We start from the raw sequence: 21,474 nt of genomic DNA on the forward strand, positions 1-21,474 counted from the left end.
GTGATGAGCTCGAAAAAGAAGATCGGCATTCTCGGTGCCTCCGGTTACACCGGAGCCGACGCGGTGCGCCTGTTGGCGCGGCATCCGAACGCCGAGATCACTGCGCTCACCGCCAACACCCACGCCGGCAAGTCGATGGGCGACGTGTTCCCGCATTTCTTCATGCTCGATCTGCCGAAGCTGGTCGAGTGGGAGAAGGTCGACTGGACCAGCCTCGACGCGGTATTCTGCGGGCTGCCGCACGGCACCACGCAGGAGATCATCGCCGCCGTCCTCAGGGCCAACCCCAACATCAAGGTGCTCGACATGTCCGCCGATTTCCGGCTGCGCGACAAGGACGCCTATGCGCAATGGTACGGCCATGAGCACCGGGCGCTCGAACTGCAGGGCGAGGCCGTCTACGGTCTCACCGAATTCTACCGCGAGAAGATCGCGGCCGCGCGGCTGGTCGCATGTCCCGGCTGTTACCCGACCGCGGCGCTGCTCGCGCTGGTGCCGCTAGCCAAGGCAAAGCTGATCGACGTCGACGACATCGTCATCGACGCCAAGTCGGGCGTTACCGGCGCCGGGCGCGGCTTGAAGCAGAACGCGCTGTTCAGCGAGGCGGGCGAGGGGCTGTCGCCCTATTCGGTCGGCACCCACCGGCACGCGCCGGAGATCGAGCAGGAGATCGGCGTTGCCGCGGGCGCTGCGGTGACGGTGAATTTCACGCCGCATCTGATCCCGATGGCGCGCGGCGAACTCTGCACGTCCTATGTCAGGCTGAGCGGCGGAGCGACGCCGGACGATTTGCGGGGTGCGCTGGAGAAGGCTTACGCCAAGGAGCCCTTCGTGCATGTCGCCAAGAAGGGCGTACTGCCGCAGACCCAGAACGTGCGCGGCTCCAACTATGTGCAGATCGGCGTCGTCGCCGACCGCATCAAAAACCGGGCGATCGTGATTTCCACGCTCGACAACCTGGTGAAGGGCTCGGCCGGGCAGGCGATCCAGAACATGAACCTGATGTTCGATCTGCCCGAAACGGCCGGGCTGGAGCAGATTGCGCTGTTTCCGTGATGTGAGGTGCTGCGGTGGACGAGCAAACCCTGCAATTCTACCGCGGCAACGCGGAAGCCTATGCCAAGCGCACGTTCACCTCGCGCCAGGCGCGGCTGATGGCGTTTCTGGCGCAGCTTCCGCCGGGTGCTTGCATCCTCGAACTCGGCTGCGGCGCCGGCGGCGACACAGCGGAAATGCTGGCGCGTGGGTTCGATGTCCGTCCGACCGACGGGTCGCCAGAAATGGCGGCCATCGCCTCAAAGCATCTCAACCGCAGCGTCGAGACGCTGCTGTTTCATGATCTCGACGCGGTCGAGGCGTACGATGGCGTCTGGGCCAATGCCTGCCTGCTACACGTTCCGCGCAACCAGCTTGCCGACGTTCTGAGATTGATCTGGCGCGCGCTGAAACCCGCCGGCTATTTCTTCGCGAGTTTCAAGGAAGGCGATGGCGACGGCCGCGACACGCTCGACCGCTACTACAACTATCCCTCGCCGGACTGGCTGCGCGCGGCTTACGCCGAGGCGGGCAAATGGGATTCGCTGTCGATCGAGAGCGGCGAAGTCAGAGGCTTTGACGACAAGATGGCGTCGATGCTGTTCGTTGTTGCCAAAAAAGCGACTCGCAAGGCATCGTAACGTAGTTCCACCAGTTGAGCGGGCAATTCGTGGAACCTGTGGCGGCCTAGCTACAGAATCGGGGACAAGAAACCAGTAAAGATGCGTTCGAAGCCCCGGCGGCACGCCTGCCGGGAATGCCGGACTGGGAATGCCGTAAATGAAAATGAAGAAGTACCTCTTGGCCACCGCTCTCGTTGGCCTGGGATGCGCTCCGACGTTCGCCGCAGACCTGGCCGCCCGGCCTTACACCAAAGCTCCCGCACTGGCAGCGGTCTACGATTGGACTGGCTTCTATGTCGGCGTCAACGCGGGTGGAGGGGTCGGGCGCGACCGCACCCGACATCAGCCGTTTCCGGGGCAAGACTATTCGCTTTACCTGCAGCCTCAAGGCGCGCTCGGTGGCGGGCAGATCGGATACAACTGGCAGACGAATTCCGTACTCGGGCCGATCGTCTTTGGTGTTGAAGCGGATATCCAGGGCGCTGGCCTCAGCGACGACCGCACCAATTTGAATTTCGGCGGCGGCTTGCTTACGAACTACAGCCAGAAGCTCGACTGGTTTGGAACCGTTCGCGGACGTGTTGGCCTGGCCAAGGGACCGGTGTTGAGCTACGTCACGGCCGGATTTGCCTATGGCGACGTCAACACCACGATAACTCAGTCGGGACCGGGTCCGGTTCCGGTGACGTTTTCAACCGATCGTACCCAGGGTGGATGGGTGGTGGGCAGTGGTGTGGAGGCTGCGCTGGGCGGCAATTGGACCGGAAAGATTGAACATCTCTATCTGAACCTCGGCAACCGGACCGACTTCGCCGCACCGTTGTTCTTCCCAAGCAACGTGAATACCGAGATCCGCCAAAATATTTTCCGCGCCGGCTTGAACTACCGGATCGGCGGCAACTCGAACTACCAGCCGGTGGCTGCGGCCAATTGGAGCGGTTTCTATCTCGGCGGCAATTTCGGGTCCGGATACGGCCGTGACCGGAGTTCGCTGAGCGTGCCGATCGGTCCGTTCGTGGACACCTTCAACCTGGCCCCCGATGGTTTCATTGGTGGCGTGCAGGCGGGCTACAACTGGCAGGCCGCTAACTGGGTGTTCGGCTTTGAGGCGGATATTCAGGGGTCGACCCTGCAAGACGACAAGACTTGCGTATTGAGCTGCGGGTTCGCTGGAGTGAGCGCGGCTTACGATGCCACCCTGCCATGGTTCGGCACGGTTCGCGGGCGGCTGGGTTATTCGGTCGGGTCGACGTTGTTCTATGCGACCGGCGGTCTTGCTTACGGCAGCATCAAGACGAAGATCAACACGACCTCCTTCGTCGGCCCGGTGACGCAATCGTTCTCGCATACCAATATCGGCTGGACCGCGGGTGCGGGCATCGAAACGCCGTTTACGCTGCTGGGATTGCTGGGTCCGAATTGGACGACCAAGACCGAGTATCTCTACGTCGACCTCGGTTCGACGTCGGACAGCTTTGTCTTCGGCGCTGTTCCGGCGACGACAACCCGTTCGGCTACCGAACACGTCTTCCGCACCGGCATCAACTACCACTTCAATTCGCCGGTCGTTGCGAAGTACTGAGCGCCATTTCAGGACGCACTAACGAAAACCCCCGAGGCGAAGCCTCGGGGGTTTTTCATTGACATTCGAGATGCGAAAGGGAGCCTCAAATCACCGCATGACCGCAGGCGGGATCACATACGGACTTTATGTGACGATCCATTCGAGCAGGGCGTTTTGCGCGTGTAGAAGATAAGCCTTTGCAGCGGCACTCTGGCAAGCTGGATGATGCATTGCATCAGCAGTGACTTCCTTTTCCCTGGAAACGGGTGGGCAGGGAAGGAAAATGACATCGGGTCGGCATTTCGCCAGAACAGACGCCGAAATCCGGTATTCCCGCATCTGTTCTTCATGTGCCTCACTTGGCCATGAGTCGGTAACGATCACGTCCGCATTCAACAGCTCTGCGAGATCGGTGCTCGCAGCGAGGTTTGGGCCCAATAGTGAGACGTCTTTGACGTGCCAGTTTTCCGGATAGACCTGTCTCACCTGGATGGTCATCGAGATGGAAGCTTCTACCCACGACCGAAAAACGTTGGCGTCCGGAGCAACGCCGACGACTTTCATCCCCTCAAGAGTTCCTCTTTTGCTGTAGATATAGGCGAGATCGCCAAGTGTTTCGCACGGATGATTGGACCTCGTTCTCGCATTTACCACGGCAGCTTTGGCAATTGATGCGAGTTCTTTCAGAGCAGATAGCTCTTTGGTGCGGATCACCAAAATGTCGAACCAGTTGTCGAGGTATCTCGCTAGATCCGCCGTGGCTTCACGGACATTGAACCTGATTTGCGATTGGACACAGATGCCACCCATGGCCTGTATGCCCAGATCAAACGCAGTCGTATTCCTCCATCCACTGTCGTCGGCAATGAGAGCAACACGCTTGCCGGACAAGCTCTGAGGCATGGTGCGATCGTTCCAGGCTGTCGCCAACGACTGAGCGCGATCGATGAGAAAAGATGATTTCTTTTGGCAACCCGTGAAATTCAAGAAAGTCCTTGCTGGATGCCATGCGCATTCTCGTCTCAAGTGGGCACTGTATCCAGACCCGGAAGCGCAAGATTCCGGATGCGCACTTCAGCGCCCCGGATGACGATGCAAGGAGATAGATGCCCGAGGGCTGGTCGCCTCAGACCACCCTGAAGATCGCCAGCGCCAGCACGGCTTGCGCCAAGAAGCCGACGGTGAAGGCCAGCGTGCGGAATACCGGCAGGCCCAGCGTGTAGACGATCAGATGGGCGACGCGGGCCCAGAAATACACGGCGCAGGCCAGTACGGTCCATCTGTCGGAATAGTCGATGGCGTTGAGGATCAGCACCAGCGGCGCGAAGATGATCAAATTCTCGACCGCATTGTCATGTGCGAACATCATCCGATTGGCCCAATCCGCATGCGGCTTGTCGTTGCGCGAAGGGTTGGCCATGGCGCCGGAGAGGCCGCGCACCTGACAGCGATTGATGAAGTAGGGGACGCACATGAGCCCGGTCAAAATCACGGTCAGAGTCAGCCAGAACAATTCACGCGTTATTGGTTGCGTCATTGGTTTCCCCTCAAACGATTTCGATTCCCGGCACGGGATGGCCAAATATACTCAACAACGCGCTTCCGTGCTACGCGCGCACCTTGACGTAGCTGCCGGGCGCGTCCTCGATCGGCGGCATCTCCTCGGACCCGACGGCGCGCGCGGGCACGCGTTCGGCGTCGAGGCCCTCCAGCCATTGCAGCCAGTCGGGCCACCACGATCCCTTGTGCTCGGTGGCGTTCTTCATCCAGTCGGCGAGCGTGACATCCTTGATGTTGTCGTTGGTCCAGTACTGGTACTTGCCCGCGTCCGGCGGGTTGACCACGCCTGCGATGTGGCCCGAGCCGGACAGCACATATTTGACCGGGCCACCGAAGAACTGCGAACCGTAGAGCACCGAGTCCGCCGGTGCGATGTGGTCCTCGCGCGTCGCCAGATTGTAGACGGGCACCTTGACCTTCGACAGGTCGAGCAGGGTGTTATCGAGCACCATGCTGCCGGAGGAGAGTCGGTTCTCCAGGTAGCAGTTGCGCAGGTAATAGGAATGGTTGGCCGCCGGCATCCGCGTGGCGTCGGAGTTCCAGTGCAGCAAGTCGAAGGAGGAGGGCGGCTGTCCCTTCAGGTAGTTGCTGACGACATAGGACCAGATCAGGTCGTTGGAGCGCAGCATGTTGAAGGCCATCGCCATCTTGCTGCCTTCGAGAACGCCCCGTGCTTCCATCTCGCGCTCCAGCGTCGCGATCTGGTCTTCGTCGACGAACACGAGCAGATCGCCGGCATGGGTGAAGTCGACCTGGGCCGCAAAGAACGTCGCAGAGGTGACGCGCTGGCGCCGCTTCTCGGCGAGCCAAGCCAGCGTCGACGCCAGCAGGGTACCGCCGACGCAGTATCCGGCGGTATGGACCTTCATCTCGCCCGTGACCTTTTCGATGACGTCCATAGCGGTCAGCGGGCCTTCCTTCATGTAGTCGTCGAAGGTTTTCTTGCCGAGCTCCTTGTCCGGATTGACCCAGGAAATCACGAACACGGTGATGCCCTGATCGACGCACCATTTGATATAGGATTTTTCCGGCTTGAGATCGAGTATGTAGAACTTGTTGATCCAGGGCGGCACGATCAGGAGCGGCGTGCGCAGCACCGTCTCCGTGGTCGGCGTGTACTGGATGAGCTGCATCAGCTCGTTCTGGTAGATCACCTTGCCCGGCGTCGTCGCCATGTTGACGCCGACTTCGAGATTCGACGGATCGGACTGACGGATGCGCAGCATGCCGCGCCCGGCCTCGATGTCCTCGGCCAGCATCTTCATGCCGCGAACGAGGTTGTCGCCGTTCGAGGCCAGCGTCTCGCGCAGTACTTCTGGATTGGTAAGCACGAAATTCGACGGAGCGATCGCGTTGGTGATCTGCTGAACGTAGAACTCGGCCTTCTTGCGCGTGTGCGGATCGACGCCTTCGGCGTTCTTCACCAGTTCTTGCGCCCATTGCGCGGTGAGCAGATAGAGCTGCAGCACGAAATCGAAGAACAGATTCGATTTCCACTCCGGATCCTTGAAGCGCTTATCGCGCGGCGACGGCTCGATCGCAGGCTTGGCCTGTTCGCCGGCCATGCGGCGCGCCGCCGAACCCCAGAGATCGAGATAGGCTTTGCCCATCCTGGTCTGCAGAGCTTCGGCGCGTTGCTGGTCGGTCAGCCAGTATTCAGCCACTTTGGTGAACGTCTTGATGACTTCACCGATTTCGCTGGGCGGCTTGTCCTTCGGTTCCCCGTCCTCGCGCGGTTTGAGATAGGCCGCGAGCGCTTGGCCGCTCGTCTCCATCGCCTTGGCGATGTTCATGGCGAAGGCTTCGGCGTTGAAGGTCTTCGGAGCCTGGGTTTCGGTGTTGACGTCGCTCATATCAAGCACACTATAGCTTCGTTTCGCGTTCGTCACCGCGTGGATTGATGGCCGCGGCGTTGGGGTTAACCCTGTTGCACTGCGATAAAGTTTGCGTGTTCACGCACATTGCACACATTGCAGCCGCACCTGTCACATTTGCTGTTTGGGCTTTAATCGTTTCGGGCGACAATGGTTTGAACGGTTCTAGCGAAATCAACGCCGCGGACGATTTGGCGTTGCAAGGCTCGTACCAGCGCATAGATGTCGTCGCGATGCGCGTGCACTGCATCAGGTAGTTGGGGATTTCCGGACGGATGCCGGTAAGCCGAATGATAAGGCTGTGGTCGATTGCCGCGCTGTTCGCGTCAGCGTTCGCGCTCGGCGGCTGCTCGACCCAGATCGCGGATATGCCGGGCCTCGGCCTGCCGGCCGGCGCGCCCGAGCGTCCGAAGGAAGCCGGTGGCTATCTGCCGGTTCATGACCTGCCGCCGGACCGCAACGAGGAGGCGATGAAGCCGGCCGAGTTGGCTAAAATCCAGGCAGAATTGACCGCCGCTCGCGACCGTCAGGCGGCCGCCGCTACCCCGCCAAAACCGGCCAAGAAGTGAGATAGCCTTAGTCTGGACGCGTTTTCTTCACGCGAACCGGTCACCATTTCGCTTGAAAACGCTATAAAAACTGGCGCTGCCGGGCTCCCATGGTAAAAGAACCCAATTCAACCGCATTGCGGGTCCAGAGCCTAGAGACCTCGCGCCTGAATTCGCTCCAAATCCTTGATTGGACGCGATTTTTGGACGAAGCCGATCGGGTTTCGTAGCGCGCGCAGGTTCCGTCCGATTCTGTCCTGCCGGTTGCCGGAGCAAGGGTCCCATGGAAGATTTTTATCGCATTCGCCGTCTGCCGCCTTACGTGTTCGAGAAGGTCAACCAGGCCAAGGCGGCCGCGCGCAATGCCGGGGCCGACATCATCGACATGGGCATGGGCAATCCGGACCTGCCGACGCCGCCTCATGTGCTCGAGAAGTTGAAGGAGACGCTGGGCAAGCCGCGGACCGATCGCTACTCGGCCTCGCGCGGCATCAATGGCCTGCGCAAGGCGCAAGCCGCCTACTACGGACGGCGGTTCGGCGTAAAACTCAATCCGGACACCCAGGTTGTTGCGACGCTGGGTTCGAAGGAAGGCTTTGCCAATGTGGCGCAGGCGATTACCGCGCCCGGCGACGTGGTGCTGTGCCCCAATCCGAGCTACCCGATTCACGCCTTCGGCTTTCTGATGGCGGGCGGCGTGATTCGCTCGGTACCCTCGGAACCGACGCCGCAGTTTTTCGAGGCGGTGGAGCGCGCGATCATTCATTCGATCCCGAAGCCGATCGCGCTGATCGTCTGCTATCCCTCCAATCCGACCGCCTATGTCGCCGAGCTCGATTTCTATAAGGATCTGGTGGCGTTCGCGAAGAAGCACGAGATCTTCATCCTGTCGGATCTGGCCTACGCCGAGGTCTATTTCGACGACCGGAATCCGCCGCCCTCGGTGTTGCAGGTTCCCGGCGCAATCGACGTCACCGTCGAATTCACCTCGATGTCGAAGACGTTCTCGATGGCTGGCTGGCGCATGGGCTTTGCGGTCGGCAACGAGCGGATCATTGCCGCGCTGGCGCGGGTGAAATCCTACCTCGACTACGGCGCGTTCACGCCCATTCAAGTCGCGGCCACCGCCGCGCTGAACGGACCGGACGATTGCATCAAGGAGATGCGCGACACCTATCGCAGGCGCCGCGACGCGCTGGTCGAATCGTTCGGCCGGGCCGGCTGGGAGATTCCGCCGCCGCAGGCCTCGATGTTCGCCTGGGCGCCGCTGCCCAAGGCATTTGAAGGCGTCGGGAGCATGCAGTTCGCGACCCTGATGGTGGAGAAGTCAGGCGTGGTGGTTTCGCCCGGCGTCGCCTTCGGCGAGCATGGCGAAGGCTATGTCCGCATCGCCATGGTGGAAAACGAGCAGCGCATCCGCCAGGCCGCGCGCGGGGTGCGCCGCTTCCTTGAAAGCGGCATTGAAACGTTGCACAACGTGGTTCCTCTCGCCAACCGGCGCTAATTCCTTTTATTGCAGGTTCTCTCATTCATGGTCGCACCCCTGAGAGTGGGTATCGCGGGGCTCGGCACTGTTGGTGCCGAAGTCGTCCGCCTCATCGAAGAGCAGTCGCGGATGCTTGCCGAGCGCAGCGGGCGCGGGGTGCGGGTCGTTGCCGTCACCGCGCGCTCGAAAACAAAGAAGCGTTCGCTCGATCTACGCGGCATCGACTGGGCGAAAAGCCCGCTTGATCTGGCAAGCGACGCCAACGTCGATTGCTTCGTCGAACTGATGGGCGGCTCCGGCGAGCCGGCGCTGTCGGCGATCGAGGCCGCGCTGAAGTCCGGCAAGTCGGTGGTAACCGCCAACAAGGCCCTGATTGCCAAGCACGGATTGCGGCTGGCGAAGGCCGCCGAGAAGCACGGCGGCGCCCTGAACTTCGAGGCGGCGGTCGGCGCCGCCATTCCCGTCATCAAAACCCTGCGCGAGGGGCTTTCCGGCACCGGCGTCAACCGCGTCTACGGCATCCTCAACGGCACCTGCAATTACATCCTGAGTCGGATGGAGCATGAGGGCCTGTCGTTTGCCGAATGCCTGAAGGATGCGCAGCGGCTCGGCTATGCCGAAGCCAATCCGTCCTTCGATGTCGATGGCCATGATACCGCGCAGAAGCTTGCGATCCTGGCGAGCCTCGCCTTCGGCACCAAGGTGGCGCAGAGCGCGGTCTATGTCGAAGGCATCTCCTCGATCACGCCGGAGGATCTGCGTGCCGCCGAAGAGCTCGGCTATCGCGTCAAACTGCTCGGGGTTGCGGTGCGGACCGCCAAGGGCATCGAGCAGCGCGTGCACCCGACCATGGTGCCGAAATCGTCCTCAATCGCGCAGGTAATGGGCGTCACCAACGCGGTGACCATCGACGGCGAGGGCATTCCCGCGATCACGCTGGTGGGGCCCGGCGCCGGCGGTGCTGCGACGGCGTCCGCCGTCGTGGCCGATATCGCCGACGTGGCGCGCGGCATTCGCGCAAAACCGTTCGGCCGCCCGGTGGAGCGGCTGCGCGACACCACCAAGGCGCCGATGGAACGCCACGAGGGCGGCTACTACATCCGCCTGATGGCGCGTGACCTCGCCGGCACCGCCGCCACCATCGCCACCCGCCTTGCCGAACAGAAGATTTCGCTGGAATCGATCGTGCAGCGCCATCCGGAAGGCGTGGATGCGAACGGTGCCGCGAAGAAGCCGTCACCGGTTCCGGTGATTCTGATTACCTACGCCACCTCCGAGGATGCGGTGTATCGTGCGCTCGAAGCCGTTCAGCGCGACAAGGTGATCAGCGGCCGGCCGCAGGTGATACGGATCGAGAAGAACTGACGTGGGATCGAAACGGATCGCGCGCCAAAAGGTTTGATTTGCGGGCCGAGCTGCCCGTGCAGGTTTAAAGGAGTGAGCCGATGACGACCCATATTTCCGTTCCGCCGCAATTGCTGCTTGAGCGCATCCTGACGCTCGAAATCGTGCGGGTGACGGAACGTGCCGCGGTTTCGGCCGCGCGTCTGCGCGGCCACGGCCAGGAGAAGGCGGCAGACCAGGCCGCGGTCGATGCGATGCGCCGCGAACTCAACAAGCTGCCGATCGAAGGCACCATCGTGATCGGCGAGGGCGAGCGCGACGAGGCGCCGATGCTGTTCATCGGCGAGAAGGTCGGGCTGAATGCCGGTCCGCAGGTCGATATTGCCGTCGATCCGCTGGAAGGCACCACGCTCTGCGCCAAGAACATGCCGGGCGCGATCGCGACCATGGCGATGGCCGATGGCGGCACGCTGCTACATGCGCCCGACGTCTACATGGAGAAGATTGCCATCGGCCCAGGCTACGCCAAGGGCGTGATCGAGCTCGATGCTTCGCCCGCCGACAATGTCCTGCGGCTCGCGAAGGCCAAGGGCGTCGAGCCTGGCGCAATCACGGTGCTGGTGCTCGATCGCCCGCGCCACGCCGATATCATCGCCAGCATCCGCTCAACCGGTGCGGCGGTGCGGCTGATCACCGACGGCGACGTCGCCGGCGTGATCCATTGCGCCGATCCCGATAACACCGGCGTCGACATGTATATCGGCACCGGCGGCGCGCCCGAGGGCGTGCTGGCGGCGGCGGCGCTGCGCTGCATCGGCGGCCAGATGCAGTGCCGGCTGATCCTCGACAGCGAGGAGAAGCGTGAGCGTGCGCACAAGATGGGCGTGACCGATCCGAAGATGATCTACGGCATCGAGGACATGGTGCGGGGCGACTGCCTGTTCGCGGCCACCGGCGTCACCACGGGCTCTCTGCTGACGGGCGTCAAATTCCGCAAGGATGGCGTGATCGAGACCGAAACGGTGGTGATGCGCTCGGTGACCGGCACGGTGCGCTACATCAAGGCCGAGCACCGGCAGTTGGATAAGTTTCATCTGGATTGAGGGATGTCATTCCGGGACGCGCCTCTTGGCGCGGGCCCGGAATCCATTCATCCGCGGAGCCAGAGGCCAAATGGATTCCGGGTTCGCGCTGCGCGCCCCGGAATGACAACAAGAAAACGGGAGGCTCGCATGTCCGACATTTCCGCGGTGAAGGCGCTGGTGTTCGACGTGTTCGGCACGGTGGTCGACTGGCGCACCAGCCTCATCAACGATTTCACCAAATGGTCGGAAACCTCAGGCATCGAGGCCGACTGGACCGCCTTGGTCGACGGCTGGCGCGGCGTTTACATGGCCTCGATGGACGAGGTGCGCAAACATCCCGAACGCGGCTACCAGATACTGGATACGCTGCACCGGCGGTCGCTGGAAAAACTGGTGGCGCAGTTTTCGATACAAGGCTTGAGCGAAGCCGACCTGCATTACCTGACGCTGGGCTGGCACCGGCTGCATCCGTGGCCCGACAGCGTGCCGGGCCTGACGCGGCTGAAGAAGAAATACATCATCTCGCCGCTCTCCAACGGCAACGTCGCGCTGCTGACCAACATGGCGAAGTTCGCCGGCCTGCCGTGGGACCTCATCATGTCGGCGGAATTGTTCGAGCACTACAAGCCCGATCCGGAAACCTATCTCGGCGCGGCGAAGCTGCTCTGCCTGCCGCCGGAGCAGGTCATGATGGTCGCCGCCCACAATGGCGATCTGAAAGCAGCACAGCAGAACGGCCTCAAGACCGCGTTCGTCGCGCGTCCCACCGAATACGGCCCGCACCAGAAATATGATTTCGAGGCCAAAGGCGATTGGGACATCGTCGCCAAGGATTTTGGCGGCATCGCCGACCGGCTGGGGTGCTAGTGGCCTATCGCGCGCCGGCCTGGATCACGCCGAACCAACCAAGGCCCTTATAGGTCTCGTAGCCGGGCGTGGCGTGGAACGCTACAAGTCCACCGGAGCGGTCCTGATGGAAGCCGGAGCGTCGCCCTTCCAATGGAAGCGAGATGCGTTCGGTGAGCAGGCCCTGGCCGTCGGACGCCGCGATCACCCGGAAATTCGAATCGACCAGCAGCACGCGCGCCCTGTCGGCCGCGCCGACGCGTACGCCCTGGACGATGGCGCGGGCTTGGGGTTCCCAGTCGAAATGAATGGCCAGCACGCCGGTCGGTCTGCCGTGCGCCTTGCCGCCTTCGCGGACGCTGGCGCAGTAGGTCACGACCTGAGCGTTGCCGAGCAGGGGCTGGCATTCGACGTCGCCGACGGCGTAATCGTCGCCGGAGCGCAAGCCGCGCGCGGCGCGAAACCACTTGGTCTGCGCCACGTTCTGGCCGATTACGTTGAAACGATCCGCGCGGCCATTGGCCAGCACATTGCCGTTGAGATCGCAGAGCCAGAGATCGAGATAGACGGTATAGGCGCCGAGGATCACTGCCATCCGTTCCGACACGTGGCTGACGGCGGCAGCCTGCGGCGCGGCCGCGCAATCGACCACGGCGGAATCGGTTGCCCACCAGCGCACGTCGCAGGTGCGCTCATAGAGGTTGCGGTCGATCAGCTCAATGGCGTTGAGCGACAAATCGACCATGCGCTCGCCGCGCGAGCGGTCGGCCATCTGCGCGATCGAATTCATCAGATTGCCGGTCCGGTTGGTGAGCTGGCTTTCGAGCTCGCGGGCAATCGTCTCGACCTGCTGGCCGACGTTGCGGACTTCCTGCGCCACCACCGCAAAGCCCGCACCTTGCGCGCCGGCGCGCGAGCTCTCGATCAGCGCGTTCAGCGCCAGCATCTTCATCTGGTTGGTGATCTTCTGGATCGACTTGGTCTTCTCGCAGGCGACCTGGTTGACCTCGGCGGTCAATCTCGCGATCAGCGCGGAAACGTCGGATTCGTCCTCGGCGCCCGCTGATTTTGCCGGCTGTTTTGCAGTCGTTGCGGTTTGGGAGCGAAGCGCGACGGACATTGGCGGGAATTCCTCAGTCTTTGTGCGGATGTCGATCTTCTGCGGATCGGCGGGACTCAAGCGAGAGCGTATTCGTCCCTTTGTCGGGGATCATGGCTAACGATTGGTTTAAGTTCCGGCGGCTTGCGGGTAGTTTTACCTGATGAAGTTGCATCTTCTTTGTGCAAGTCGCATTTGTCGGCATAGCCCAGGGCCCGCGACGCCCCGAGGCTGTGCCGGCGTTGCCGCATACGATTCGTTTGCCTGCCATCGTCGCCGTTTGCGTTTGCCGACAGCCCGCTTAGCCCCTATCTCTCGAAGGCATCATGATCCTTCCCGCATCCGCACTTCCCGTTGAACTGCCGCCGGCGTTTCTCGGCGTGGCGCGTTCGGCGACGGGCAAATTGTGGCGCGACCGGCTCGACGTCAGGGGAGCTGCGCGGGCGCTGGCGATCACCCAGCGCTATCAGTTGCCCGAAATGCTGGCCCGCGTGCTGGCGGGCCGCGATGTCGGAATTGACGAGGTTCAGGATTTTCTCGATCCGACCATCCGCAAACTGATGCCCGATCCGCACACCGTGACGCAGATGGAACTGGCGGCCAAACGCATCGCCGATGCCGCGATGCGCGGGGAAAAGGTTGCGATCTTCGGCGACTACGACGTGGATGGTGCTACGTCCGCGGCGCTGCTGGCTTGGCACCTGCGCCATTGCGGGCTCGATCCGCTAATTCACATCCCGGACCGGATCTTTGAAGGTTATGGCCCTAATGTCGAGGCGGTGCGGGCGCTGGCCGCCAAGGGCGCAACGCTGCTGGTGACCGTCGATTGCGGCACTACCAGCATCGAGCCGCTGGCGGAAGCGCGAAAGCTCGGCCTATCCGTCGTCGTCATCGACCATCACCAGACCGGCGACGAATTGCCGGAGGTCGACGCGCTGGTGAATCCGAACCGACCGGACGATCTCTCCGGCCTCGGCCATCTCGCCGCTGTCGGTCTCGCGCTGATCACGCTGGTCGCCGTGAACCGCGAATTGCGCGGCCGCAGCTTCTGGAGCGCAGAGCGGCCGGAGCCGGACCTTTTAGGCATGCTGCACCATGTGGCGCTCGGCACCGTGGCCGACGTCGCGCCGCTGATCGGGCTGAACCGCGCCTTTGTCGCCAAGGGCCTGATCGCGATGCGCCGCCGCGACCATGTCGGGCATACCGCGCTGATGGATGTGGCGCGGCTTAACGGCCCGCCGGAAGCCTGGCATCTCGGCTTCATGCTGGGGCCGCGCATCAATGCGGGCGGCCGGATCGGTCGCGCCGATCTCGGCGTGCGGCTCTTGCTGGAGGGCGATGTCTCGGAGGCCGCGCGGATCGCGGCCGAACTCGACCGGCTGAACAGCGAGCGCCGCGTCATCGAGCAGGCAGCCGAAGCGCAGGCCGAAGCCGAGGCGCTGGCCTCGCTCGGGCTCGAAGACAAGGGTGCGGTGATCGTGACCGCCGCCGAAGGCTGGCATCCCGGCATTGTCGGTCTCGTCGCTTCACGGCTGAAGGAGAAGTTTGCGCGTCCGGCTTTTGCCATTGCGCTCGAGCCGGGCGGCATCGGCACCGGCTCGGGCCGCTCGATCTCGGGCGTCGATCTCGGCAAGGCCGTGCGGCAGGCGGTGAAGGAGCGGCTTTTGATGAAGGGCGGCGGCCATGCCATGGCTGCCGGCGTGACGCTGCGCAAAGAGAAGCTCGCGGAGTTTCGCGCCTTCATGGAAAGCGCGCTGGCTGAGGACGTCGCCAATTCCCGTCACGAGAACGAGCTGTTCATCGACGGCGCCGTTAGCGCGCGCAGCGTGACCGTGGAATTCGCCAATACGCTGAACCGCGCCGGGCCGTTCGGCGCGGCCAATCCGGAGCCGGTGATCGCGCTGCCGGCGCATCAGCTCGTCTATGCCGACGAAGTGGGGCAGGCGCATCTGCGCGTGCGCTTCAAGTCCGGCGATGGCGCCACCGTCAACGGCATCGCGTTCCGCGCGGTCGGACAGAAGCTCGGAGACGCGCTGACGCAGAACCGCGGCCAGCTCCTGCATGTCGCTGGCTCGCTCGCGGTCGATCGTTTTCAAGGATCGGAACGGGTGCAGTTTCGCGTGCTCGACGTCGCGGTGCCGGATCCGGGACCGGCGGTGATCAGGTAAGTGGAGGTTTTCGATGTCCGATCAAGAGGAACATCCGTGGGAAGGGCAATGCCTCAAGGCTGCCTATAACTTCGCGTCGAGATGTGCCGAACTATATTTCAAGCAATCCATAGTCCGAAGCTCCTCTCGAAAGCATCATCAACACTCTCATGACGGAGTTGCGGGCCAGGGGATTTAGTCAGTCAGAGATACGAAGTGCCTTTGAGAAGGCTATTTCTGACATGCCTCGTTATGCCGCGGGAGAAGAACGACGAGGCTAGCAAATCGAACGCATGCAGTTGCGAAGTCGCGGTCCCGGGTGCGGGCCGGCGGTGATCATCGTGAAGGTGAGCTTTTGACGAATTGCGCGCGCAACCAGGCTTGCGTTGCTTCGATCGGTTCGGTCAGGGGTCTGCGGGAGCCGCGCACAAGATGCAGGGTGAAGCCTTCGATTTCCGGGCCGAACGGCACGACCAGCGTTTTGGTCGCGAGCTCCTCCGACACCAGCAGCAGACTGTGCAACGCAACCCCGGTGCCGGCGACGGCGGCCTGGATCGCATGGGTCTCATCGCTGAAGCGGAGCCCGGCCCGAGCATCGATACCGTCGATACCTGCGATCTTCAGCCAGCGTCGCCAGGTCGGATTGCCGCTATCGCTGCGGCGCCAGTCGAAATGCAGCAAGGTCGCTGAGTGCAGATCGGCCGGCTTCTTCAGACCAAGACGCGGGCTTGCCACTGGCGCAAAACGATCGATGGCCAACGGTTCGGCGCTCAGATCGGGATAAGGGCCAGGGCCATAGCGCAATGCGAGGTCCGCGACACCCGAATTAAGGTCCACGACCTCCAGGGTCGCCAGCAGCGTGAGATCGATGTCAGGTCTTGCGTTGTGAAAGCCCGCGATGCGCGGCACCAGCCACTTGGCAGTGAACGCGGGAGTGGCCGACAGTGTCACCGTCGCGCGGCGCTGCCTGCGGCTCAATCCTTCGATGACACGTGCGAAGGAATCGAATCCATCGCGCAGAACTGGCAGCAAGACTTGCCCTTCCGCGGTCAGCAGGACCTGACGCGTCCGCCGCTCGAACAGGTTCACGCCAAGCACCTCTTCCAATTGCCGAACCTGGTGGCTGATGGCGGTCGGCGTCACGTGCAGCTCCTGCGCCGCACGCTTGAAACTCAGATGCCGCGCGGCGGCTTCGAACGCCCGCAGTCCGGACAGCGGTGGAAGACGTCTCATCGGCAGGCCCAACAGATGAATGTAGTTCATCCATGTGATGAGCAATTTGCTTTTGTCAATGCATCCTTCCCGATCCATCTAGTCGAACAAGGATGAAAGGAGATATGCCATGAACTTGCTACGGATTGACGCCAGTGCACGGCCTGACCGATCGGATCGGTTCCCTCGCGGGTCGCACACGCGCCGCCTCACGGAACGCTTCGTGCAGCGTTGGCTGCAATACCGGCCGAATGACCTCGTGACCGATCGGGATGTCGGCCAATCACCTCCGCATCACGTCACCGAGAAATGGATCGGTGCGGCCTTCACCAAACACGAGCTGCGCGAGCCGTGGATGAATGATGTGCTGGCGGAAAGCGATGCATTGGTCGATGAACTCATCGCCGCAGATTTGATCGTGGCCGGCGTGCCGATGTACAATTTTGGAATGCCGGCGCAGTTCAAGGCGTATGTCGACAATGTCGTGCGGGTCGGTCGCACTTTCGGCTTTGACCGTTCCCGGCCAGACGATCCTTATTCGCAGCTACTGGCTGGTAAGGGTAAACGTCTCATCATGCTCAGTTCGCGGGGTGATTACGGCTACGATCCGGGCGGACGGATCGCGCACATCAACCATGTCGAAGGGGCGGTGCGCGACGTGTTCGGCTTCCTCGGCGTCACCGACTTCCACAGCATCGCCATCGAATATGACGAGTTCGGGGGTGAACGCTTGAAGGCGTCGATCGCTGCGGCCGAACGCGCAGTGGATCATCTTGTGGATCGGCTGGCGAAGGAAGTCGAACCGCTGGAAGCGGCTTGACTGCAGGATCGATGGAGAGGACGTGGCCGAGCCGCGCGAGGTTGAAGCTGCGTCGCTATCCGCCCTGCCTCAACCGCGCCAGCACCTTCAGTCCGCCGTACCCATCGGCGGGCAGAAGCCCCATCTTGGTCTGATAATCCTTCACAGCCTTCATCGTGTCGTTGCCGACACGGCCGTCGGTGCCGCCGGTATCGAAGCCGGCTTTCGTCAGCCGGGTCTGCAGCTCCTGCACTTCGGCGAGCGTCAGGGCGCGCTCCGAGCCGGGAAAAGGTTGGATGAAGGGCGGCGCGCCCAAGATGCGATCGCCGAGATGGCAGATCGCGAGCGCGTAGTTCATCGACGGGTTGTAGCTTTTCACCGAATAAAAATTCGGACCCAGCAGGAACGAAGGTCCGCCGGCGACGGGCACCCACATCTGCGCCGACGCGTTCGGCTGCGGGAACGGCTTGCCATCGGCGCGCGTGACTCCGGCGCCGGCCCATGCCGCATAGGTCCGGCTGCCGCTCGAAGCCCCTCCTGTGCTACGGACCTCATAGCCCCAGTGCTCGCCGCGGTGATACTTGCCGCGGTTGAGCAAATAGCGCGCGCTGGAGCCGAGCGCGTCATCGGGCTTGCCGAACGGCGAGACGCGGCCGTCCTTGTCGTAGTCCATGCCGACATTGAGCCAGACTTCCGGCATCCACTGCGTGTGCCCCATCGCGCCGGCCCAGGATCCCCGCATTTCCTCCGGCGTGCCCCAGCCGCGATCGACGATCTTCAAGGCGTTGAGCAGCTCGGTTTCCCAATAGCTGCGGCGGCGCGGCTCGTTCCAGGCGAGTGCCGCGAGCGCGGGAAAGATCGGGCGCATATGATTCTGCTGCACCAAAGGGTCGCCATAGGCTGACTCGACGCCCCACAGTGCGAGCAGCGTGCCGCGCTCGACGCCAAAATCCTGCTCGATCCGCGCGAACAGCGGCTCGTGCTTCTTCAAGGCTTCGCGGCCGTTGATGATGCGCCAGTCCGAGACGCGGCGGTTGATGTATTGCCAGATCTGCTCGTGGAATTCCGGCTGTTTCTGCATCTGCCGGAACACGCTCATGTCGGGCTCGACGCGCCCCATGACCCGCGTCCAGGTCGCATCCGAAATGCCTTTTGCCAAGGCGCGTGCGCGAAAGTTATCGCGCCACTGGTCGAAGCCGGCCGGCGCGGCAAATGTAGGAAGCCCGGTCGCGAGCAAGGCGCCGGCGCCGAGGCTGCCTCGCAGCAGGGCGCGGCGGGTCGGCGCAGTCTTGGAATCAGGCTGTTTCATGCGCTCAGTCTAGCGGCGTTGCGTGCCTGCGCCAAAAGCTATGACGCCGCGGGAACCGGCTTTTTCCGGAGAATCCGCGGCAGTTTTGCCGGTGCGGTTAGCCATGGACGGGGTGCGGGGTCTCTTATAATCAAGCGGAGTACTGACAACAGAAGGCAGGAAGAATGTCGCACGCCCGCAAGGAATACAAAGACTTCATGTCGCTGACGCCGGACGCCTACGAGGCGGTGCTGGCGCTTGGCCAGGTCGCGGGCAAGGCGGGCATGGACAAGCAACTGCTCGAGCTGATCAAGCTGCGTGCCTCGCAGATCAACGGCTGTGCCTTCTGCGTGCAGTACCACATCCTGGAGGGCGAGAAGCTCGGTGTGCCCACCGACAAGCTCAACCTCGTGGTGGTCTGGCGCGAGGCGCCGCAGTTTTCCGCGCGCGAGCGTGCCGCGCTGGCTTGGACGGAGGCACTGACGCTGCTCGCAGACGGCGTCAATGACGAGGTCTACGCCCAGGCGAGCGCGGAATTCTCCGAGAAGGAGCTCGCCTATCTCACCTCCGCCGTCGCCTCGATCAATGTCTGGAACAGATTCGGCGCGGCGTTTCGCTGGACGCCGCCGGCGCGGAAGACGGCCGCCTGAGCGTCGAGGGCGCCAGATACCGGTTTAGGCGAGTGGATCGCGTCCGAACCGAACCGGTTTGCGATTAGTTAGCGCGACCTTCCGCTCGCCTCGCGACGTGCCGCAGCACGCCCTTCGGCAACGCATGCGCGACGGCGGCTGGCGGCTCCGTCCCGATTTCGTGGCCGCGGCTGCGGATCAGCCGTTCGTAGGAGACGATCAGGGTGGTGTAGGGGTTGACCCAGATCCAGCCGTCGCGCGTGAAGACCTGCACGTCGAAGTGGAGGTGGTACGACGTGCCGTTCGGGAAATCGAGATAGTTGGAGACCACGCCGATCTTCTCGCCCTCGGCGACCCGGCGCCCGTTGAGGATGCCGTCCGCATCCATGGCTGACGGGTTCATGTGCATGTAACGGAAACGGATGTGCTCGTTGCCTGTGTTGATCTGCAGCGTTGCCGCCTGTTGCTTTAAGGAACGGATGACGACGCCGTCGCGGACCGCGACGACCGCCTGTTTCCTCGGATGGCAGGCGTTGTCGGCGCTGCTGTTCGGCGGGCAGGGCGCGGGGCGGATGTCCTGGCCCTGGTGACCGAAGCCGGCCACACATTGGCCGACCTGGAAACTGCGGGCTTCGCAAAAATTGTCCCGCCACGGATAGACGCCGCCGGATTTGCGCTTGGTGAACTGCTGCGAGCTGACCCGGGCCGGAGCTTTCTCCAGCGGAAAGCGGATCTGCGAATAAGCGATCAGGTCGGCGTGGCCGCCGCGCCTGCGCGCGCCGCTGTTGGCAATGATGTCGCCGCTCGGGCGATAGGTGAAGTCGGACGAAAGGGTGACCGGCCGTTCAGCAACCTCGGAGGGCACGTCGAAGCGCGGTCGCGCCGGCTGGCCTCCGGAGATGCGCAGCGCCTTCAGGAAGCGCTCGGCAATCGGGTAAGCCTCGCGGCAGGCCAGCCGCCGCGCCCGCGGCGCCGAGTCGAGGCACTGGATCGACACTACATAGGGCACGCCGAAACGGGTGAAGGCGTAGCGCACGTAACCTTCGCGAATGAAACGGCGCATGTCCGGAAATTGCGACACCAGCGCCTTGACCGGCTCGCCCTTGCCGCTGAGCGGATCGGCGAGATCATAGACCAGGATTGAGCCCGTAATCTGCACCTCGACCGGACGGGCGAAAGTTCGAGACGGCAGGCCGTCACCGGCGCCGGGGTCCAGCGAAAACACCGCGTCGTAGCCGGAGGGGCCGGCGTGAAACAGATCGACGGGGCGGAAGCCGGCCTGGTGGCGTGACACCGCCGGGTGGCGCGTGCCACCGGCCTCGGCCTCGAGATAGGCCGCGGTATCAAAGGGCAGCAGCACCGGCACCGGACTGCGGCCGATTCCGGCGAACATCGCCGAATTGATCGCGTTCAACTGCACCAGCGCGGGCGTCGCGCGCGGATCCCATGCCGGCAACCGCCGCTGGCCTGCGAAGGTGAAGCGCTGTGCGATCGCCGGCCGGGAATTGATCTCGCTGCGAAGCTGATCCAGAACGGCGCGCCATTCGACGCGAACGGCCGACATCGACGGCGTTCTGAACTCATTGGCGGAAGCGCCTGATATCCCGGCGGGGAGCAAACAAAAGGCTGCCCGCCAACGCGAGAGCAAGCGGACAGCCTTTGTACCCAATGCATCGCCCCCCGGCGTGTGCTCCGTGGCCTATGGCGCGGTCTTAGTCCTTTGCGCGCTCGACGTAGGAGCCGTCCTCGGTCATGACCACGATCCGTGTTCCCGTTCCAATGTGCGGCGGCACCGAGGTGCGTACGCCGTTGGAGAGGATAGCAGGCTTGTAGGAGGAAGACGCGGTCTGCCCCTTGGTGACCGGCTCGGTCTCCACAACTTCGAGGGTTGCGCGCTGCGGCAACTGGATGGCGACCGGATTCAGGTCGTGCATCGACAGCTTCACGGTCATGTTCTCCTGCAGGTAGGGCGCGGCCGAGCCCACGATCTCCTTCGAGACCTGGACCTGGTCATAGGTCTCGGCGTTCATGAAGTGGAAGCCGTCTCCATCCTCGTAGAGGTAGTTGAAGTTGCGGTCCTCGACGGTGGCCTTCTCGACCTGGTCAGTGGTCTTGTAGCGTTCCGACACCTTCACGCCGTCGCCAATGCGGCGCATTTCGATCTGGCTGACCGGGGTTCCCTTGCCGGGATGGATGTTTTCGGCCGACAGGACAACATAGAGCTTGCCGTCTTGCTCGATGACGTTGCCCTTGCGAATAGAACTGGCGATGACTTTCAAAGCTATTTTCCCGAATTTCTGGCCTTCGGCCGAACCGGACATTTGTGTCCGCAGGG

18 protein-coding genes and 1 pseudogene are annotated in these 21,474 nt (G+C 62.8%); 11 read left to right on the plus strand and 8 right to left on the minus strand.

What is annotated here, in order from left to right; translation table 11 throughout:
* Positions 1-3: 3 nt before the first annotated feature.
* The 3 genes from argC to V1290_RS35765 all read left to right on the plus strand — a co-directional run bounded on the left by argC (position 4) and on the right by V1290_RS35765 (position 3,240).
* Positions 4-1,056 carry an N-acetyl-gamma-glutamyl-phosphate reductase gene (gene argC, locus V1290_RS35755; protein WP_334368780.1) on the plus strand — a complete coding sequence of 351 codons (1,053 nt, stop codon included), beginning with the start codon at positions 4-6 and terminating at the stop codon, positions 1,054-1,056.
* Positions 1,057-1,070: 14 nt separating this feature from the next.
* The gene (locus V1290_RS35760; protein WP_334368781.1) at positions 1,071-1,676 is read left to right on the plus strand and encodes a class I SAM-dependent methyltransferase; all 606 of its coding nucleotides are present in this window, start codon (positions 1,071-1,073) and stop codon (positions 1,674-1,676) included.
* A 145-nt stretch (positions 1,677-1,821) separates the two neighbouring features.
* Positions 1,822-3,240, plus strand: coding sequence for an outer membrane protein (locus V1290_RS35765; protein ID WP_334369278.1), 1,419 nt, complete (start codon positions 1,822-1,824; stop codon positions 3,238-3,240).
* A gap of 126 nt (positions 3,241-3,366) precedes the next feature.
* Here V1290_RS35765 and V1290_RS35770 read toward each other — a convergent pair.
* From V1290_RS35770 to V1290_RS35780, 3 genes and pseudogenes are all read right to left on the minus strand, one after another.
* A pseudogene (locus V1290_RS35770) lies at positions 3,367-4,237 on the minus strand (ornithine carbamoyltransferase).
* A gap of 111 nt (positions 4,238-4,348) precedes the next feature.
* Positions 4,349-4,747: an MAPEG family protein gene (locus tag V1290_RS35775; protein ID WP_334369280.1), complete on the minus strand. Its 399-nt coding sequence runs from the start codon at positions 4,745-4,747 to the stop codon at positions 4,349-4,351.
* 82 nt (positions 4,748-4,829) lie between these two features.
* Positions 4,830-6,635: a PHA/PHB synthase family protein gene (locus V1290_RS35780; RefSeq protein WP_334369281.1), complete on the minus strand. Its 1,806-nt coding sequence runs from the start codon at positions 6,633-6,635 to the stop codon at positions 4,830-4,832.
* Between the two features lie 296 nt (positions 6,636-6,931).
* Here V1290_RS35780 and V1290_RS35785 point away from each other — a divergent pair, with 296 nt between their 5' ends.
* The 5 genes from V1290_RS35785 to V1290_RS35805 all read left to right on the plus strand — a co-directional run bounded on the left by V1290_RS35785 (position 6,932) and on the right by V1290_RS35805 (position 11,986).
* Entirely contained in the window at positions 6,932-7,225 is a 294-nt protein-coding gene (locus V1290_RS35785) for a hypothetical protein (RefSeq protein WP_334368782.1), read from the plus strand.
* A gap of 262 nt (positions 7,226-7,487) precedes the next feature.
* Entirely contained in the window at positions 7,488-8,708 is a 1,221-nt protein-coding gene (locus V1290_RS35790) for an LL-diaminopimelate aminotransferase (protein WP_028346243.1), read from the plus strand.
* 27 nt (positions 8,709-8,735) lie between these two features.
* Complete coding sequence (locus V1290_RS35795; protein WP_334368783.1) at positions 8,736-10,055, plus strand: homoserine dehydrogenase; 1,320 nt, start codon at positions 8,736-8,738, stop codon at positions 10,053-10,055.
* Positions 10,056-10,135: 80 nt separating this feature from the next.
* Complete coding sequence (glpX, locus tag V1290_RS35800) at positions 10,136-11,137, plus strand: class II fructose-bisphosphatase (RefSeq protein WP_334368784.1); 1,002 nt, start codon at positions 10,136-10,138, stop codon at positions 11,135-11,137.
* A 129-nt stretch (positions 11,138-11,266) separates the two neighbouring features.
* Complete coding sequence (locus tag V1290_RS35805) at positions 11,267-11,986, plus strand: haloacid dehalogenase type II (RefSeq protein ID WP_334368785.1); 720 nt, start codon at positions 11,267-11,269, stop codon at positions 11,984-11,986.
* Between the two features lie 4 nt (positions 11,987-11,990).
* Here V1290_RS35805 and V1290_RS35810 read toward each other — a convergent pair whose 3' ends face one another.
* On the minus strand, positions 11,991-13,085 hold the full coding sequence (locus V1290_RS35810; RefSeq protein ID WP_334368786.1) for a methyl-accepting chemotaxis protein: 1,095 nt from the start codon (positions 13,083-13,085) through the stop codon (positions 11,991-11,993).
* A gap of 305 nt (positions 13,086-13,390) precedes the next feature.
* Here V1290_RS35810 and recJ point away from each other — a divergent pair, with 305 nt between their 5' ends.
* Positions 13,391-15,232, plus strand: coding sequence for a single-stranded-DNA-specific exonuclease RecJ (gene recJ / locus V1290_RS35815; RefSeq protein WP_334368787.1), 1,842 nt, complete (start codon positions 13,391-13,393; stop codon positions 15,230-15,232).
* 315 nt (positions 15,233-15,547) lie between these two features.
* Here the strand turns inward: recJ and V1290_RS35820 are convergent, their stop codons facing one another.
* Entirely contained in the window at positions 15,548-16,459 is a 912-nt protein-coding gene (locus V1290_RS35820; protein WP_442893830.1) for a LysR substrate-binding domain-containing protein, read from the minus strand.
* Positions 16,460-16,553: 94 nt separating this feature from the next.
* Here V1290_RS35820 and V1290_RS35825 point away from each other — a divergent pair, with 94 nt between their 5' ends.
* A complete protein-coding gene (locus V1290_RS35825; protein WP_334368790.1) occupies positions 16,554-17,243 on the plus strand; it encodes an FMN-dependent NADH-azoreductase in 690 nt (229 codons plus the stop codon).
* 55 nt (positions 17,244-17,298) lie between these two features.
* Here V1290_RS35825 and V1290_RS35830 read toward each other — a convergent pair whose 3' ends face one another.
* Entirely contained in the window at positions 17,299-18,531 is a 1,233-nt protein-coding gene (locus V1290_RS35830; protein WP_334368792.1) for a lytic murein transglycosylase, read from the minus strand.
* Positions 18,532-18,695: 164 nt separating this feature from the next.
* Here V1290_RS35830 and V1290_RS35835 point away from each other — a divergent pair, with 164 nt between their 5' ends.
* A complete protein-coding gene (locus V1290_RS35835; protein WP_334368793.1) occupies positions 18,696-19,160 on the plus strand; it encodes a carboxymuconolactone decarboxylase family protein in 465 nt (154 codons plus the stop codon).
* A gap of 64 nt (positions 19,161-19,224) precedes the next feature.
* On the opposite strand, the gene V1290_RS35840 is transcribed toward V1290_RS35835, so the two are convergent.
* Positions 19,225-20,703, minus strand: a complete 1,479-nt coding sequence (locus V1290_RS35840) for a M23 family metallopeptidase (protein WP_442895037.1) — start codon at positions 20,701-20,703, stop codon at positions 19,225-19,227.
* Between the two features lie 148 nt (positions 20,704-20,851).
* Positions 20,852-21,418 (minus strand): elongation factor P, encoded by a 567-nt coding sequence (efp, locus tag V1290_RS35845; protein WP_028346230.1) that lies wholly within the window; start codon positions 21,416-21,418, stop codon positions 20,852-20,854.
* Between the last annotated feature and the right edge of the window lie 56 nt (positions 21,419-21,474).

It is taken from the genome of Bradyrhizobium sp. AZCC 1578, from assembly GCF_036924675.1.
In the GTDB taxonomy this organism is placed as follows: domain Bacteria; phylum Pseudomonadota; class Alphaproteobacteria; order Rhizobiales; family Xanthobacteraceae; genus Bradyrhizobium.